Origin of the sequence: Xanthomonas sp. LMG 12459 (assembly GCF_009192905.1) — a bacterium.
GTDB lineage: Bacteria > Pseudomonadota > Gammaproteobacteria > Xanthomonadales > Xanthomonadaceae > Xanthomonas_A > Xanthomonas_A sontii.
In genome coordinates, this window is the sequence record NZ_NSGT01000014.1 from 1 (window position 1) to 15,861 (window position 15,861).

Below are 15,861 nucleotides of genomic sequence, written 5' to 3' on the forward strand. Positions count from 1 at the left end.
CGTTCTCAAATCGGGCACGGCGTTCGATCCGAAAAGGGGCCTTGCCTGCTAGGGGGTGAGACGGTATCTACGGCGCGGACTCGTCGCGCCGCAAGCCAGCGAGCACGGTCGGCAGGTTGTTGATCCCCCAGTGCTCGACATAGCGGCCGTTCTCGACCCGCACGATGTCGATCACCTCGATGCTGACCGGCCTTCCCGTGGGTTCCACCCCGAACAAGGTCCCTGTGTGCCTGCCCGACACGGTCTTGCGGGTCGTTACCTTGTCGCCCTCGGCGACCTGGTCGTGAATGGTCACCGTCAACCCGGCCAATGCGGGCCGGAGAACGTCGTGGAAGGTGCTCCACATGCTCTCGCCTCCTGCAGGAGTGCCAGGCGGCGCGGATCGGTTGACGAACCCCGGGGCCATCAGTGCCTCGAATGCGGCGCGGTCCCCGTCTTCGATGACCTCCTTGTTGAACCGGCGAACCACGGTCTTGATATCGGATATGGTCATGAACGCCTCCGTTCCGGACAACTACCAGCAGCGATACTGCACCTATCAAAGGTCGAGGGATGGTCGCGGGATGGTGCTGATTTCCCGGCCAAGCATCCTTCAAAGAAGCGTGATCGGATAGAGCTTCCCGATCAGTCAGACCTGTTCCCGATGAGCCTTCCTCCAGGAGGACGGTCGAGCAACGGGACCGTCACGCCTTGCGCCCTTGGGGTGTCTTGGAGTGGATCTCGGCACCCGACAAGCATCCTGATCGTGCCATTGCCGTGCCGGAACGCGGCGGCACAACGCGGTGTCGTGCGTCGATGGTGGCGACACCATGCGGCGACCGGCACCGCCACAGGCCGCCGTCCATCACACCGACCCAGGAACCCGGCTTTTACCAATCCCCAATCCCGACTCCCCAATCCCGGCTCACTTGAACTTGTAGACCAGGTTCATCGTGGTCAAGGTATCGGTCTTCTTCTTGTCGTCGCTGACGTCGCTGTTGTAGCGCGCCTGCCAGCCGGCCTTCAGCGCCAGGCGCTCGTTCATGCTCACCGAGATGCCCAGGTCGTTCTGCGCGAAGGTGTTGTACGCGCCGGATTCGACCAGCAGGGTGTTGCCCAGTTCGGTGTTGCTGGTCAGGCCGTACTTGAAGTCGACCAGGCCGCGGCCGATCAGGCCGGTTTCGGTGCGGTCCTCGACAACGTCGTGGGCGCGGCGCACGCCGGGACCGATCTGCACGTCGATGCTGCGGCGGTCGCCGTCCATGATCCGGGTGCCGTAGCCGATGCCGATCGTCGCCAGGCGGTCGTAGGTGGCGAAGTCGTCGCGCTCGTAGCGCAGCGAGGCGGTCAGCTGGCGGTGCTCGCCGAGCTGCAGCGCGCTGCCGGCGCTGCCGGTGTAGCGGTTGGAGGTGGTCTGGCGCTTGCGCGTGGTGGTGCCGTCCGGATTGGTGTCGGTGTACTCGGCGCTGGCGTGCAGGGCGAGCAGGTCCAGGCTGTGGATCCAGTCGCCGTCCACGTACTGGCCCTTGAGCCGGCCGTTGAGGCTTTCGTTGGTGCTGTTGCCGTGCGAGGAGGCGAAGCCCAGTTCGCCCGATCCGCTCCACGGCGAACTGGCCGGGTCCGTGGCTGTCGGTGAGGTGGCGACGTCGGCGGCCCAGGCCGGGGACGTGCTCAGCAGCAACAAAGCGATGGCGGATACGAGGGTGGCACGGCGGGACATGGCTTCTCCGGGGATGAGGACGCAGCCTTCGGCTAACGAAATGGAAACGATTTCATCATACCGGATCCACATGACACCCTGGCCGGCCCCGGGCGCCGGCTTCATCGACGGTTCGGGCGCGCAGCCGGCCGCCGCGCCAGGCAGGCGTTTTCCGCCGTCGACTCAGACATAATCGGGGCCATGGACCGCTACGAACGCATCAACGCACTGCACCGCCTGCTCAAGTCCGCACGCTACCCGGTGACGGTGGCGCGGCTGCAGGACGAACTGGGCTGCTCCCGCGCCACCGTCTACCGCGATCTGGCCTTCCTGCGCGATGCGCTGATGGCGCCGGTGGAGGGCGACGGCGAGGCCGGCTTCCGCTACGAGTCCGGGGAGAGCGACCGTTTCGAGCTGCCCGGGCTGTGGCTGAGTTCGGAGGAACTGCACGCGCTGCTGGCCTCGCAGCAATTGCTGGCGCGGACCGGCGGCGGGGTGCTGTCCTCGGTGCTGGCGCCGCTGCAGCAGCGCATCGAAAGCCTGCTCGCCGCCCAGGCCGGGGCGACCCATTGGCCGGTGGAGCGGGTGCGGGTGATCCCGCACCGCGGCCGCAAGCTCGACGAAGCCAGTTTCCGCACCGTCGCCTCGGCGGTGCTGGAGCGCAAGCGCCTGTCCTTCGACTACCGCGCCCGCTCCACCGACGAATCGACCAAGCGCACGGTGTCGCCGCAGCGCATCACCCACTACCGCGACAACTGGTACCTGGACGCCTGGGACCATGGCCGCGACGCGGTGCGCAGCTTCGCGGTGGATCGCATCAACCACGCGCGCCTGCTCGACCAGCCGGCGCAGGACGTGGCCGACGCCGAGCTGGATTCGCAGCTGGCGGCCAGCTACGGCATCTTCTCCGGCGCGCCCAAGGGCTGGGCCACCATCGTGTTCAGCCCCAAGGCCGCGCGCTGGGTCGCCGACGAGCACTGGCATTCCAAGCAGCAGGGCCGGTTCCTGGCCGATGGCCGCTACGAACTGAAGGTGCCCTACAGCGTCTCGCGCGAACTGCTGATGGACGTGCTGCACTACGGCTCGGATGCGGAGATTGTCGAGCCGCGCTCGCTGCGCGAGCAGGCCAAGGCGCTGCTGTCGCTGGCGCTGAGCAACTACAGCGACGACTGAGGCGTCGCCGTGCGCGCTGCGATAGCCCGCGTCGGAGCGGCTCCAGCCGCGACCGCCGCTTTACCGCCAGTGCGTGTCGCAGCCTGAAGGTCGACGCCTACGCCGCATCCAGCGGCGCGCCGCCGCCGAGGATCACGCCGATGTTGCGCTCGATCCAGTCCACCAGCGCGTGCACATGCGCCGCGGCTTCCTCGCCGAGCGGGGTCAGGTCGTACTCCACGTGCGGCGGCACCACCGGGTAGGCGGTGCGCTGCACCAGGCCGTCCGCTTCCAGCGCCTGCAGGGTCTGCGACAGCATCTTTTCGCTGACCCCTTCCAGGCTGCGGCGCAGATCGCCGAAGCGATGGGTGCCCTTGCGCAGGGCGACCAGCACCAGCACGCCCCAGCGGCTGGTGACGTGGCTGAGCACGGCCCGGGACGGGCAGTTCTGCGCGAATACCTGGCCGCGCAGCTGGGTCGCGTCCGCGCAGCCGCGCGGTGCTTCGTCGAGAGGTTCGGAGAGGACGCTGGCCAAGCGGTGCACCTGTCTGTGGGGGAGGGCGCCCCGATCATACGGGCCGCGCCGGGTGCTTCGCTGAGCGAAGGATGATCGTGGTGCCGGTGCAGACCATGCCCGGTGCGGCGGCGTGGCGGCGTTGGATGGTCGCAGTAAGGGGCCTGATGTGGCCCGAACGGCACACGGGCGCGCGGCGTGCGCCGGCCCAGCGCAATGCGGATCGGGTCGTCCGCGTCGCAGCCGGCTGCGACGGGAACCGCTTCAGGGCTTGTTCGGCACTTCGAAGCCGAGCTTGCCGACCTGGTCGCGGCGCTGCGCCACGCGCTTGAGCTTGTCGATGTTGACCCCGTACTGGTGGTCCAGCTTGTCGACCAGTTCGCGGTACTGCTTGTGGCTCATGTTCGGCGAGCGCGCGAACACCCAGGCCAGGTCGCGGCCGGGATAGTCGATCAGTGCCCAGGAATAGTCCGGCGCCACTTCCAGGATGCGGTACTTGGTGGGCACCATTCTGAAGAACCAGGTGGTCCAGCGGCGGTTGCCGGTGCCTTCCTTGACCGTGGCGCGCGAGTTGAGCTCCTTGACCGGCTCGTCGAAGCCGTTGCGGTACTCGTAGCGCACCGCGATCTTGCCGTCTTCCTTGAGGGTGTACTCGTCGCTGCTGGCGACATGGCCGCGCTCGGCGAAGTACGGGATGTGGGCGATCACGTACCAGCGGCCCATGAAGCGCTGCAGGTCGATCGGCGGCTGCGCGGGTTCCTGCTCCGGGTCCGGCGCCTTGGCGCGGGCCGTCGGCAACGGGACGGCCATGCCCAGCAGCAGCACGGAAGCGAACAGGGAGAGCAGGCGCATAGGAGATTCCGGGGCGAAGGGCGAACGCCGGTGAAGTATGCGCGTGCGCCATGTCAATGGTGCGTCGCAGCCCCTGAGATGTCGCGGCGGCAACCTGCGCGCCTCGACTTCCAGGAGCTGCCGTCATGCCGATCGTTCCGTCCTCCCCGCGCACCCACGTCCCGCACCCGGGCCTGCGCCGCCTGCTGCGCCAGGCGATCCTGGCCGGGCTGGCCCTGGTCCTGGTATGGCCGGCCGCGCGCGGCCACAGCGAGTGGCTGGGCTGGCGGCCGCTGTGGTTGCTGGGCATGCCGTTGAGCGCCTGGTGGGCTCTGCATCGTTTCCCGCTGCCGCCGCTGCGGCGTCTGTGGGGGCAGTGGCGGGCCAGGCCGCGGGCGCAGGCGCGGCGGCGCCGGCCGGCGCTGCGGACCGCGCGCCCGGCCTGACCTTCGGCAGGGGAGGGCGGCGATGCTGCGTGCTACGGTGCGGCGCTGTCCTTCCACGGATCCGAACATGTCCTCACTCGCACACGCCTGCCTGATCGCCGGCCTGCTCGCCGCCGGCACCGCCGCGGCCAAGGAAACCGCGATGCCCCAAGACCCTTACGCCTGGCTCGAAGACGTCACCGGCACCAAGGCGCTGGACTGGGTCAAGGCGCAGAACGCCAAGACCGAGGCGCGGCTGGCCGAGACCCCCGCCTTCAAGGCCCGCGAGGCCGGCATCCGCGAGGTGCTGGATTCCGACGCCAAGATCCCGGCCGTGCAGAAGATCGGCCCGTACTACTACAACCTGTGGAAGGACCGCGCCCACGAGCGCGGCCTGTGGCGCCGCACCACCCTGGACGAGTACCGCAAGCCCGAGCCGAAGTGGGAGACGGTGCTGGACCTGGACGCGCTGAACAAGGCCGAGGGCGAGAACTGGGTGTGGCATGGCGCCAACTGCCTGCGCCCGGAGTACCGCCGCTGCCTGATCGCGCTGTCGCGCGGCGGCGCCGACGCCGACGTCACCCGCGAGTTCGACCTGAGCACCAAGCAGTGGATCAAGGACGGCTTCTTCCGGCCCGAGGCCAAGGGCGGCCTGAGCTGGATCGATGCCGACACCGTCTACCTGTACACCGACTTCGGCCCCGGCTCGCTGACCAGCTCAGGCTACCCGCGCATCGTCAAGCAGTGGAAGCGCGGCACCCCGATGACCAGCGCCACCCTGGTCTACGAGGGCAAGCCGGACGACATGTACATCGCCGCGATGCACGACGATACGCCCGGCTACGAGCGCGATTTCGTCAGCCGCACGCTGGCCTTCTACAACGACGAGATGTACCTGCGCGGCGCCGACGGCCGCCTGACCAAGATCGACGTGCCCAACTCGGCCAACAAGGGCGTGCACCGCCAGTGGCTGACCCTGGAACTGCGCGATCCGTGGACGGTGGGCGGCACGACCTACCCGGCCGGTGCGCTGCTGGCGACCAGGTTCGACGACTTCATGGCCGGCAAGCGCGACTTCCAGGTGCTGTTCACGCCCACCGAGACCGCGTCGCTGGCGTCCTTCGCCTGGACCAAGTCGCGGTTGGTGCTGAACGTGCTCGACGACGTCAAGAGCCGGCTGTGGGTGCTGACCCCGGGCGATGGCGAGTGGGCGCGCACGGCGTTCCCGGTCGGCGACCTGGCCTTCGGCAGCACCAGCGTCGATGCGGTCGATGCCGACGAGAACGACCAGGTGTGGCTGACCTCCACCGACTTCCTGACCCCGACCACTCTGATGCTGGCCGACGTGCAGCGCGGGCCGAAGAGCATCGAGACGCTGAAGGCGATGCCGAGCTTCTTCGACGCGTCCAAGGACGAGATCGAGCAGCACTTCGCGGTGTCCAAGGACGGCACCAAGGTGCCGTACTTCCTGGTCCGGCCCAAGCAACTCAAGGCCGACGGCAGCGCGCCGACCCTGCTGTACGCCTACGGTGGCTTCGAGATCTCGATGACCCCGTTCTACTCCGGCAGCCTGGGCCGCGCCTGGCTCGACCAGGGTGGCGTGTACGCGCTGGCCAACATCCGCGGCGGCGGCGAGTACGGTCCGCGCTGGCACCAGGCGGCGCTGAAGCAGAACCGGCACAAGGCCTACGAGGACATGGCGGCGGTGGCGCAGGACCTGGTCGCGCGCAAGATCACCTCGGCCAAGCACCTGGGCGTGCAGGGCGGCAGCAACGGCGGGCTGATGGCCGGCAACATGCTGATGCAGTATCCGCAGCTGTTCGGTGCGGTGGTGGTGCAGGTGCCGCTGCTGGACATGAAGCGCTACAGCCACCTGCTGGCCGGCGCCTCGTGGATGGCCGAGTACGGCAACCCGGACACCGACGACTGGAAGTTCATCCAGACCTTCTCGCCGTATCACCTGTTCGACCCGAAGAAGACCTATCCGCCGGTGATCTTCCTGACCTCGACCCGCGACGACCGCGTGCACCCGGGCCATGCGCGGAAGATGGCGGCGAAGATGATCGACGCCGGCAAGGACGTGACCTACTACGAGAACATCGAAGGCGGTCATGGCGGCGCGGCCAACAATGCGCAGGCGGCGCACATGCAGGCGCTGGCGTACAGCTTCTTGTGGGAGCGGTTGTCCAAGTGAGTGGTGTAGTCCGCGTCCCGGCTGGGGCGCGGACCATCTCCTGGCCTGGCGCGCCATCCAATGAGCGGCCGAGCCTGCGCGCAATGCGTCGCGTCACGATCGCGCCGGCATTGTCCGCGTTCTCAAGGTGATCTCAGGTCGCCGCCGCAGCGGGTGCTCAGGCCCCGTCGGCCAACGACTTGACCAGGGTCAGCGAACGGACGTCATAACCCAGTTCTTCGTAAACGTGCAGTGCGTGGGTGTTGAAGGCCCAGACATTCAGGCGCATTTCGACACCGCCGCGCAGCGCCACCCACTCGTGCGCACGCTGCATCAGCGCCGGGCCGATCCCCTGGCCGCGATGGCGTTGGGTGATGCCCACGCTGCCTACCCGGCCGAAGCGCATGGGCTGCAGCAGTGAGTGCGATTCCGACACCATGCCGACCGTGACGAAACCGACGAGGACGCCCTGCGCTTCGGCGACGAGGGTGGTGGCATTGTCCTGGCCGATGCTGCGCTTCCAGTGCGCCACGTCGCGGTCCGCCTCGCCCGGGCCGGCGAAGATGTGGGGAAACGCGTCATGGTGGACAGCGTTCACTTCCTCGCCGAGCGCGCAGATGGCAGTCAGATCGGATTCGATGGCTTCGCGATAGATGAGCAAGGCTGGCTTCACTCGCGTCTCCCCCCGCCGCTGGTCGCCTCAGCGCGCCCAGCGCCCCAGCCCGCGCGCGATCCGCGCCACCGCCTCCTGCAGCCGCGGCAGGCTCTGGGTATAGGCGATGCGCACGTGCTGGCGTGCGCGATGGCGGCCGAAATCCACGCCCGGGGTGAACGCGACGTGTTCGGTCTCCAGGAAGTGCGCGCAGAACGCCTGCGCGTCGTCGGTGAAATCGGACACGTCGGCGTACAGGTAGAACGCGCCCTCCGGCTCGACGTCGATGCGGAAGCCGAGCGCGCGCAGCGCCGGCAGCAGGTAGTCGCGGCGCTGCGCGAATTCGGCGCGGCGCGCTTCCAGGATCTGCAGCGTTTCCGGCAGGAAGCAGGCCAGCGCCGCGTGCTGGGCGATGCTGGGCGCGCTGATGTACAGGTTCTGCGCCAGCTTCTCCAGCGACGGCACCGCCGCGCGCGGCGCCACCAGCCAGCCGAGGCGCCAGCCGGTCATGCCGAAGTACTTGGAGAAACTGTTGAGCACGTAGGCGTCGTCGTCGACTTCCAGCACGCTGGGCGCGTCGATGCCGTAGCTCAGGCCATGGTAGATCTCGTCCACCACCAGGTGCCCGCCGCGGGCGTGCAGCGTCTGCGACAGCGCGGCCAGTTCGGCGCGCGACAGCACGGTGCCGGTGGGGTTGGCCGGCGACGCCACCAGCGCGCCGACGCTGTCGGCGTTCCAGTGCCGCTGCAGCAGCTCCGGGGTCAGCTGGTAGCGGCTGTCCGGGCCGACCGGCACCAGCTGCGCGGCACCTTCGACCAGGCGCAGAAAGTGGCGGTTGCACGGGTAGCCGGGGTCGGCCATCAGCCAGTGGCGGCCCGGATCGACCAGCAGCGCGCTGGCCAGCAGCAGCGCGCCGGAGCCGCCGGGGGTGATCAGGATGCGTGCCGGATCCAGGTCGACGTCGTGGCGCTGCCGGTAGAAGTCCGCCAGCGCCTCGCGCAGGGCCGGCAGGCCGCGCGCAGCGGTGTAGCGGGTATGGCCGGCAGCCAGCGCGGCCTGGCCGGCGGCGACGATCGGCGCAGCGGTGGTGAAGTCCGGCTCGCCGATTTCCAGGTGGATCACGTCGTGGCCGGCCTGTTCCAGTTCGTTGGCGCGGGCCAGCAAGGCCATGACGTGGAAGGGTTCGATCTCGCGGCTGCGCCGGCTATAGCCGGGCGCGGCGGGCGAGGCGCTGAGGGTGTCGCCAGGAAGGGAAGCCATGCGACCGATGATAGAGGAGCGTGTTCCCGAGCGTGTTAGCCGCGTCCAGTCGGCGAGGTCCGGCAGATTGCGCGGTGGCTGTGGCGGCGCGACCCGGGATGGGCGCTGGGCCTGGGCGAATCGGGCGTAGGTCGGGGCCGTGCACACTCGTGCATCTGGCGTTGCTTTCCTGGCGGTCGATCGTGTGCGGTGCGATGCGGCGCCATTCGGCTTCGCTGGCCACGGCTGCCCGCCGCGATGCCATCGCGGCACCACGGCCCGCCGATTGCCCTGCGTCGCAGGCTGCACTGCCTCGGCACGCTTGCCACGGCGCAGCGTTGCAGGGAGACTCGGCCGGCACTGCGCGGCGCCCGCCCGCTGCCGCCGCCCGGCCAAGGCGGCGCGTCCCGTTGCGTTACTGCCGCCGGAGCCCCATTAGATGCCTCACCGCCCCTTGCTAGCGAGCCTTGTCCTGCTCATGACCGCCTCCTTCGCTTCCTCCGCCTCCGCCGCCGCGGCCACCCCGCCGCATCCGGCCAAGCAGCCGCACGCGGTCAAGGCGCCGTTCGGCGCCGTTCGCCAGGACGCCTACTACTGGCTGCGCGACGACGCGCGCAAGAACCCGCAGATGCTGGCCTATCTCAACGCCGAGAACGCCTACGCCGACCAGGTGCTGAAGCCGCTGCAGCCGCTGGAAGACCGGCTGTACGAGGAGATCGTCGGCCGCATCAAGCAGGACGACAGCAGCGTGCCGTACCGCGAGCGCGGCTACTGGTATTACACCCGCTACGAGAGCGGCAAGGACTACCCGATCCAGGCGCGCCGCAAGGGCAGCATGGAGGCACCGGAGGAGATCCTGCTCGACGTCAACGCCATGGCCGCCGGCAAGGGCTATTTCAGCGTCGGCGACGCGGCGGTCAGTCAGGACAATCGCATCCTGGCCTGGACCGAGGACGACGTCGGCCGCCGCCAGTACGTGGTGCGCTTCAAGAACCTGGACACTGGCGAGGTCTATGCCGACCGTATCCCCGGCGTGTCGCCGGACGTGGTCTGGGCCGACGACAACAAGACCCTGTTCTACGTCGAGAACGACCCGGAGACGCTGCTGACCGTGCGGGTCAAGAAGCACGTGCTGGGCACTCCGGCGGCGCAGGACGCGCTGGTGTACGAGGAAAAGGACGACAGCTTCTACATGGGCGTGGGCCGCACCCGCGACGACAAGTACATCGTCATCGGCGTCGAAAGCACCGTGTCCTCCGAGCAGCGCTATGCGCCGGCCGCCGATCCGCAGCGCTTCACCGTGCTGGCGCCGCGCGAGCGCGACGTCGAGTACCACGCCGATCACTTCGACGGCCGCTGGGTGATCCGCACCAACTGGAAGGCCAAGAACTACGCGCTGATGACCGCGCCCGACGGCGCCACCTCGCGCGACCAGTGGCAGAGCTGGCTGCCCTACGACGAAAAGGTGTTCATCGACGGCTTCGAACTGTTCGACGGCTTCACCGCCATCGCCGAGCGCTCCGACGGCCTGGAGCGGATCCGTCTGCACTTCGCCGACGGCAAGGAGGAGTACGTCAAGGCCGACGAGCCGGCGTATTCGATGGGCCTGTCGATCAATGCCGAGCCGGACACGCCGTGGCTGCGCTACAGCTACACCTCGCTGACCACCCCGGCCACCACCTACGAACTCAACACCCGCACCGGCGAGCGCAAGCTGCTCAAGCAGCAGCCGGTGATCGGCTACGACGCCAGCAAGTACCAGACCGAACGCGTCTGGGTGACCGCGCGCGACGGGGTCAAGGTGCCGGTGTCGCTGGTCTACAGGAAGGGCTTCAAGAAGGACGGCAGCGCCGCGCTGTACCAGTACGCCTACGGCAGCTACGGCATGTCCACCGACCCGGCGTTCAACCTGCCGGTGGTGAGCCTGCTCGACCGCGGCGTGGTCTACGCCATCGCGCATATCCGCGGCGGCCAGGAAATGGGCCGCGACTGGTACGACCAGGGCAAGCTGCTGCACAAGAAGAACACCTTCACCGACTTCATCGACGTCACCCGCGGGCTGGTGCAGCAGGGCTACGCCGCACCGGATCGCGTCGCCGCGGCCGGCGGCAGCGCCGGCGGCCTGCTGATGGGCGCGGTGGCGAACATGGCGCCCAAGGACTACCGCGTGCTGGTGGCGCAGGTGCCGTTCGTGGACGTGGTCACCACCATGCTCGATCCGAGCATCCCGCTGACCACCAACGAGTACGACGAGTGGGGCAATCCCGAGCAGAAGGCGTACTACGACTACATGCTCAGCTACTCGCCCTACGACAACGTCACCCGCCAGGCCTATCCGGCGATGTACGTCGGCACCGGCCTGTGGGATTCGCAGGTGCAGTACTGGGAGCCGGCCAAGTGGGTGGCCAAGCTGCGCGAGAACGACACCGGCAACCAGCCGATCGTGTTCCGCGTCAACATGGAAGCCGGCCATGGCGGCAAGTCCGGCCGCTTCCGTCGCTACCGCGAAATGGCCGAGTCCTATGCCTTCATGCTGGACCAGCTGGGCGTGGAGCAGCCGACCAAGTGAGGGCCATGCGCATCGGCCGGCCTGCGGGCTGGCCGATGCGCAGGTGGGGCGGCTGGCGTGAGGCCGGCCCATCCCGATGTTTGGTTGGATGGCGGATGGCCTGTGGCTTCACCCGTCGCGGCTGAAGCCGCTCCCACGGTGGGCGGAACGCTTGATCACCGCGCGAGAGCCGGCAGTCGCGCTGGCGGCGTGGTCACTGCTATGGGAGGGACTTCAGTCCCGACTGCAATCAGATCAGACGCACCAGTGGCTTCGCGCGTCGTGGCTGAAGCCGCTCCCACAGTGAGCATGGCGGCCGAGTCGGACCTGAAGGGTCGATGGCGGATGCGCCATGCCATGCAGCAGCTGACGGCTTGGCAATGCCTTGTGGGAGGGACTTCAGTCCCGACTGCAAAGAGTCGGACGCACCGGTGGCTTCTTCCATCGCGGCCGAAGCGGCTCCCACAGCCGCTGCCGCACGGCTACCTCGGTTGCGTCGGCGGGTGGTCGCCACCTGCCCGCGCCAGCGCAGGCTTATCATGGCGCCATGCGCACGCACTCCCGTTTCCGCTGGGCCTGGTGGCTGCTGGCCTATGCCAGCCTGGCGACCGGCATCGTCGGCATCTTTGTGCCGGGCTTGCCGACCACGGTGTTCGTGCTGATCGCCGCTTACGCCGCCGCGCGCGGTTCGCCGCGGCTGCGTCGGCGTCTGCTGCGCGATCCGCGTTTCGGCCGCAGCATCCGCGACTGGGAACGGCATGGCGCGGTCAGCCGCCGCGGCAAGTGGATGGCGACGCTGACCATGGCCGCGTGCGCGCTGGTGCTGCTGCTGTTCGTGCACCGGCTGTGGGTGCAGGTGCTGGCGATCGGCTGCATGAGCGCGGTGGCGCTATGGTTGTGGTGGCGGCCGGAACCGCCGCGCGCGTGAGCGCGCCGCGTCACGCGACCGCGGCACAGCCGGTTCATGCCGGTGTGGCTATACTCGGCGCATGAGCACATCGTCCTCTTCTCCGATCCGTCTCGTTCTCTCCGCCGCTGCGTTGCTGGCCCTGGCCGGTTGCGGCAACAAGGGTCCGCTGGTGATGCCGCAGAAGCCGGTGCCGGTGGAAGCCGCGCCCGCCACGCCCGCGCCGGATGCGACGCCGCCGGCGACCACCGATCCCGCCGGGCAGGCGCAGCCGGTGGATGGGCAGCGCCCGCCGGCCAACGACACCACCATGCCCACCAATGGGAATGAGTGAGGCCCGCCACGCCGCGCGCCTGCGTTTCAGCAAGATGCAGGGCGCGGGCAACGATTTCGTGGTGCTCGACCTGCGCGACGGCACCCCGCCGCCGGACGCCGCACTGGCGGTGCGCCTGGCCGACCGCCACTTCGGCGTCGGCTGCGATCAGATCCTGACCATCGAACCGCCGCGCGACGCCGCGGCGGTCGCCAGCTACCGCATCTGGAACACCGACGGCAGCGCCGCCGGGCAATGCGGCAACGGCGCGCGCTGCGTCGCGGCCTGGCTGGTGCGCGACGGCAGTGCGCCGGCCGCGGACGATTTCGTCATCGAGAGCCCCGCCGGCAGTCACCACATCACCCGCAGCGCCACCGGCGAATTCGCCGTGGCGATGGGCGTGCCGCGCTTCGCGCCGGAGGACGTGCCGCTGGTCGGCTTCCCGCGTGCGCGCGACGAATACGTGCTGCCGCTGCAGGGTGGCAGCGTGCGCTTCGGCGCGGTGTCGATGGGCAACCCGCACGCGGTGCTGGAAGTGGGCCTGGTCGATGCGGCGCCGGTGGAACGCCTGGGTCCGTTGCTGCAGCAGCACGCCTCGTTCCCGGATTCGGTCAACGTCGGCTTCGTGCAGGTGATCGACCGCGGCCACCTGCGCCTGCGCGTGTACGAGCGCGGCGTCGGCGAGACCCTGGCCTGCGGCAGCGGCGCCTGCGCGGCGGCCGCGGTGATGATGCAGCGCGGCCGGGTGGAGCGCGACGTGCGCGTCAGCCTGCCGGGCGGCGAACTGCGCGTGCAATGGCCGGAAGACACCGCACCGGTGGTGATGTCCGGGCCGGCGACGTTCGTCTTCGATGGAGAATGGATCCGATGAGCGACAGCCAGGACAAGCTCGGTGCGCACGAGGTGGCGGCGTGGCTGCGGCGCCATCCCGGATTCCTCAAACAGTTTCCCGACCTGGCGCTGACCCTGGTGGTACCGCGCGACGACGGTCCCACCGCGTCGCTGGCCAGCTACCAGCTGGAAGTGCTGCGCGACAAGAACCGCGAACTGTCGCGGCGGCTGGCCGACCTGGCCGCCAACGCGCAGGTCAACGAGCGGCTGGCGGTGCGCACCCATCAGTTGACCCTGGCGCTGATGCGCCAGCGCAGCGCCGCCGACAGCGTGCGCGCGATGGCCGCGTCGCTGCAGGAGGATTTCCAGGGCGACCTGGTCAGCATCGTGTTGCTGCAGCCCTTGCCTGGCCTGGAACAGGCGCCGTGGCTGCAGGTGCTGGCGGCCGACGATCCGCGGCTGGCGCCGTTCCGCGATTGCCTGAAGGACGGCGAGCCGATCTGCGGCCGCCTGCAACCGGAAAAGCAGGCGCTGCTGTACGGCGAGCGCGTGGACGAAGTGCAATCCACCGCGCTGCTGCCGCTGCCCGGCCTGGGCCTGATCGCGGTCGGCAGCCGCGACCCGAACCGGTTCTATCCCGGCATGGGCACCTTGTTCCTGCGCATGATGGGCGAGGCGCTGGCGGTGGCGTTGCAGCGATGAGTGGGGCCGGGACTCGGGATCCGGGACCCGGGACCCGGGACAGCGCCGGAACCGGCGCTGCCGATCACCAGGCCGGGCAGGGCACTGCTGTCACCGCGAGCGAGGCCACGTCTCCCGCGTCCCGGTTCCTCGCCTACCTGCAGGTCGAGCGGCGCATGTCCGCGCATACCCTGGACGCGTACCGCCGCGACCTGGCGGCGCTGGAGGCGTGGGCGGCCGCCAACCTGCTTGGCGAACCGGCCGCGCTGGATGCCGCGCAACTGCGCAATTTCATCGCCGCCGAGCACCGTCGCGGGCTGTCGCCCAAGAGCCTGCAGCGGCGCCTGTCGGCGTGCCGCAGTTTCTATGCGTGGCTGCTCAAGCACGGCCACATCGCCACCAGCCCGGCCGCGGCACTGCGCGCGCCGAAGGCACCGCGCAAGCTGCCGCAGGTGCTCGACGCCGACGAGGCGGTGCGCCTGGTCGAAGTGCCGACCGATGCGCCGCTGGGCCTGCGCGATCGCGCGCTGCTGGAGCTGTTCTATTCCTCCGGCCTGCGCCTGAGCGAACTGTGCGCGCTGCGCTGGCGCGATCTGGATTTCGTCGCCGGCATGGTCAGCGTGCTGGGCAAGGGCAACAAGCAGCGGCTGGTGCCGGTCGGCTCGCATGCGCGCAGCGCACTGCTGGCGTGGCGCGAGGAGAGCCGGGGCGAGGCAGCGGCACCGGTATTTCCGGGGCGCGGCGGAGCGCCGATCGGCGCGCGCGCGGTGCAGATCCGCATCAAGCAACTGGCCGGGCGCCAAGGCCTGTTCAAGCATGTGCATCCGCACATGCTGCGGCACAGTTTCGCCAGCCATATCCTGGAATCCTCCGGCGACCTGCGCGGCGTGCAGGAACTGCTCGGCCATGCCGACATCGCCACCACGCAGATCTACACGCATCTGGACTTCCAGCACCTGGCCAAGGTCTACGACGCATCGCACCCGCGGGCCAAGCGCAAGTCCTGAGCGCCGCATCGCGCCCGCGCTTGTTCTGGATCAAGGCGAGTCGGCGAAGGCGGGACGACACTGTCCTCCCACGTTGCGAGGGCTCACCGATGGCCAACCCCTTTCCGTTGGCGCCGCGCCGCCCCGAACGGCTGTGCTGGGGCTGCGATCGCGATTGCGCGGCACACGACCTGGCTTGCGGCAACGGCGCCGGGCGCACCCTGCATCCGATCGAAACCCAGGGCGAGGACTGGTACGTCGCGTGGGGTATCGCTGCCGATCCGGCACGGCCGGCGCATGCCCGGCTCGGCGACGCTTGAACCGCGCGCCGCCAGCCCCCACACCTGAGTCATCGCTCCGGAGGCCGCATGGATCCCAGTCAGAACCCCAATGTTTTCCACGCCACCACGATCCTGTCGGTGCGCCGCGATGGTCGCGTCGCCGTGGCCGGCGATGGCCAGGTGACCCTGGGCCACACCGTGATGAAGGGCAATGCGCGCAAGGTGCGCCGGCTCGGCCGCGAGGGCCAGGTGCTGGCCGGCTTCGCCGGCGCCGCCGCCGATGCGTTCACCCTGTTCGAACTGTTCGAGGCCAAGCTGGAGAAGCACGGCCAGCTGACCCGCGCCGCGGTGGAACTGGCCAAGGATTGGCGCACCGAGCGCCGCCTCGGCAAGCTCGAGGCGCTGCTGGCGGTCGCCGACAAGGAAACCTCGCTGATCATCAGCGGCACCGGCGACGTGATCGAACCGGAGGACGGCATCATCGCCATCGGCTCCGGTGGTTCCTACGCCTTGTCGGCGGCGCGCGCGCTGCTCGGCCACACCACGCTGGACGCGCGCACCATCGCCGTCGAAGCGCTGAACATCGCCGGCGACATCTGCATCTACACCAATCGCAACGTGGTGGTGGAAGAGCTGTGAATCGGGAATGG

General features: G+C 69.2%; 16 protein-coding genes and 1 pseudogene. 11 read left to right on the plus strand and 6 right to left on the minus strand.

Going from position 1 to position 15,861, the window contains the following annotated elements:
• Window positions 1–67: 67 nt before the first annotated feature.
• Both CEK65_RS02895 and CEK65_RS02900 read right to left on the minus strand, forming a co-directional pair.
• Window positions 68–493: an ester cyclase gene (locus CEK65_RS02895; protein WP_152180718.1), complete on the minus strand. Its 426-nt coding sequence runs from the start codon at window positions 491–493 to the stop codon at window positions 68–70.
• 411 nt (window positions 494–904) lie between these two features.
• Window positions 905–1,699 carry a DUF481 domain-containing protein gene (locus CEK65_RS02900; protein WP_152180719.1) on the minus strand — a complete coding sequence of 265 codons (795 nt, stop codon included), beginning with the start codon at window positions 1,697–1,699 and terminating at the stop codon, window positions 905–907.
• 180 nt (window positions 1,700–1,879) lie between these two features.
• Here CEK65_RS02900 and CEK65_RS02905 point away from each other — a divergent pair, with 180 nt between their 5' ends.
• Window positions 1,880–2,851 (plus strand): YafY family protein, encoded by a 972-nt coding sequence (locus CEK65_RS02905; protein ID WP_010341069.1) that lies wholly within the window; start codon window positions 1,880–1,882, stop codon window positions 2,849–2,851.
• Between the two features lie 97 nt (window positions 2,852–2,948).
• Here the strand turns inward: CEK65_RS02905 and CEK65_RS02910 are convergent, their stop codons facing one another.
• Window positions 2,949–3,365, minus strand: a complete 417-nt coding sequence (locus tag CEK65_RS02910) for a helix-turn-helix domain-containing protein (protein ID WP_017907669.1) — start codon at window positions 3,363–3,365, stop codon at window positions 2,949–2,951.
• A gap of 243 nt (window positions 3,366–3,608) precedes the next feature.
• Entirely contained in the window at window positions 3,609–4,154 is a 546-nt protein-coding gene (locus tag CEK65_RS02915; protein WP_223875579.1) for a lipocalin family protein, read from the minus strand.
• A gap of 167 nt (window positions 4,155–4,321) precedes the next feature.
• Between CEK65_RS02915 and CEK65_RS02920 the strand changes: the two genes are divergently transcribed.
• Together CEK65_RS02920 and CEK65_RS02925 are read left to right on the plus strand one after the other, a co-directional pair.
• Window positions 4,322–4,621 carry a hypothetical protein gene (locus CEK65_RS02920; protein ID WP_017912049.1) on the plus strand — a complete coding sequence of 100 codons (300 nt, stop codon included), beginning with the start codon at window positions 4,322–4,324 and terminating at the stop codon, window positions 4,619–4,621.
• Between the two features lie 67 nt (window positions 4,622–4,688).
• A complete protein-coding gene (locus CEK65_RS02925; RefSeq protein WP_152180720.1) occupies window positions 4,689–6,794 on the plus strand; it encodes a prolyl oligopeptidase family serine peptidase in 2,106 nt (701 codons plus the stop codon).
• A gap of 157 nt (window positions 6,795–6,951) precedes the next feature.
• On the opposite strand, the gene CEK65_RS02930 is transcribed toward CEK65_RS02925, so the two are convergent.
• Window positions 6,952–7,434: a GNAT family N-acetyltransferase gene (locus CEK65_RS02930; RefSeq protein ID WP_226980457.1), complete on the minus strand. Its 483-nt coding sequence runs from the start codon at window positions 7,432–7,434 to the stop codon at window positions 6,952–6,954.
• A gap of 39 nt (window positions 7,435–7,473) precedes the next feature.
• Complete coding sequence (locus CEK65_RS02935; RefSeq protein ID WP_152180722.1) at window positions 7,474–8,685, minus strand: pyridoxal phosphate-dependent aminotransferase; 1,212 nt, start codon at window positions 8,683–8,685, stop codon at window positions 7,474–7,476.
• Window positions 8,686–9,142: 457 nt separating this feature from the next.
• Between CEK65_RS02935 and CEK65_RS02940 the strand changes: the two genes are divergently transcribed.
• From CEK65_RS02940 to hslV, 8 genes and pseudogenes are all read left to right on the plus strand, one after another.
• Window positions 9,143–11,233 carry a S9 family peptidase gene (locus CEK65_RS02940; protein ID WP_193314675.1) on the plus strand — a complete coding sequence of 697 codons (2,091 nt, stop codon included), beginning with the start codon at window positions 9,143–9,145 and terminating at the stop codon, window positions 11,231–11,233.
• A 526-nt stretch (window positions 11,234–11,759) separates the two neighbouring features.
• On the plus strand, window positions 11,760–12,140 hold the full coding sequence (locus CEK65_RS02945) for a YbaN family protein (protein WP_017910007.1): 381 nt from the start codon (window positions 11,760–11,762) through the stop codon (window positions 12,138–12,140).
• Between the two features lie 61 nt (window positions 12,141–12,201).
• Complete coding sequence (locus CEK65_RS02950) at window positions 12,202–12,453, plus strand: lipoprotein (RefSeq protein ID WP_017914634.1); 252 nt, start codon at window positions 12,202–12,204, stop codon at window positions 12,451–12,453.
• Window positions 12,446–13,303 (plus strand): diaminopimelate epimerase, encoded by an 858-nt coding sequence (dapF, locus tag CEK65_RS02955; RefSeq protein ID WP_152180724.1) that lies wholly within the window; start codon window positions 12,446–12,448, stop codon window positions 13,301–13,303. Before CEK65_RS02950 ends, dapF begins: the two co-directional genes overlap by 8 nt.
• Entirely contained in the window at window positions 13,300–13,965 is a 666-nt protein-coding gene (locus tag CEK65_RS02960; protein WP_152180725.1) for a DUF484 family protein, read from the plus strand. The genes dapF and CEK65_RS02960 overlap by 4 nt, the downstream gene beginning before the upstream one ends.
• A gap of 125 nt (window positions 13,966–14,090) precedes the next feature.
• Window positions 14,091–14,951: pseudogene (gene xerC, locus CEK65_RS02965) on the plus strand (tyrosine recombinase XerC); the annotation flags it as partial.
• Window positions 14,952–15,040: 89 nt separating this feature from the next.
• The gene (locus tag CEK65_RS02970; RefSeq protein WP_152180726.1) at window positions 15,041–15,250 is read left to right on the plus strand and encodes a DUF3079 domain-containing protein; all 210 of its coding nucleotides are present in this window, start codon (window positions 15,041–15,043) and stop codon (window positions 15,248–15,250) included.
• A gap of 48 nt (window positions 15,251–15,298) precedes the next feature.
• Window positions 15,299–15,850, plus strand: coding sequence for an ATP-dependent protease subunit HslV (gene hslV / locus CEK65_RS02975; protein WP_010341232.1), 552 nt, complete (start codon window positions 15,299–15,301; stop codon window positions 15,848–15,850).
• Window positions 15,851–15,861: the final 11 nt, after the last annotated feature.

Coding starts and splice junctions, on each gene's coding strand:
- CEK65_RS02945 (WP_017910007.1), top strand. CDS start 11,760: ATGCGCACGCACTCCCGTTTCCGCTGGGCCTGGTGGCTGCTGGCCTAT.
- CEK65_RS02935 (WP_152180722.1), bottom strand. CDS start 8,685: ATGGCTTCCCTTCCTGGCGACACCCTCAGCGCCTCGCCCGCCGCGCCC.
- CEK65_RS02905 (WP_010341069.1), top strand. CDS start 1,880: ATGGACCGCTACGAACGCATCAACGCACTGCACCGCCTGCTCAAGTCC.
- hslV (WP_010341232.1), top strand. CDS start 15,299: ATGGATCCCAGTCAGAACCCCAATGTTTTCCACGCCACCACGATCCTG.
- CEK65_RS02915 (WP_223875579.1), bottom strand. CDS start 4,154: ATGGCCGTCCCGTTGCCGACGGCCCGCGCCAAGGCGCCGGACCCGGAG.
- CEK65_RS02895 (WP_152180718.1), bottom strand. CDS start 493: ATGACCATATCCGATATCAAGACCGTGGTTCGCCGGTTCAACAAGGAG.
- CEK65_RS02960 (WP_152180725.1), top strand. CDS start 13,300: ATGAGCGACAGCCAGGACAAGCTCGGTGCGCACGAGGTGGCGGCGTGG.
- CEK65_RS02970 (WP_152180726.1), top strand. CDS start 15,041: ATGGCCAACCCCTTTCCGTTGGCGCCGCGCCGCCCCGAACGGCTGTGC.
- dapF (WP_152180724.1), top strand. CDS start 12,446: ATGAGTGAGGCCCGCCACGCCGCGCGCCTGCGTTTCAGCAAGATGCAG.
- CEK65_RS02900 (WP_152180719.1), bottom strand. CDS start 1,699: ATGTCCCGCCGTGCCACCCTCGTATCCGCCATCGCTTTGTTGCTGCTG.
- CEK65_RS02920 (WP_017912049.1), top strand. CDS start 4,322: ATGCCGATCGTTCCGTCCTCCCCGCGCACCCACGTCCCGCACCCGGGC.
- CEK65_RS02925 (WP_152180720.1), top strand. CDS start 4,689: ATGTCCTCACTCGCACACGCCTGCCTGATCGCCGGCCTGCTCGCCGCC.
- CEK65_RS02950 (WP_017914634.1), top strand. CDS start 12,202: ATGAGCACATCGTCCTCTTCTCCGATCCGTCTCGTTCTCTCCGCCGCT.
- CEK65_RS02940 (WP_193314675.1), top strand. CDS start 9,143: ATGACCGCCTCCTTCGCTTCCTCCGCCTCCGCCGCCGCGGCCACCCCG.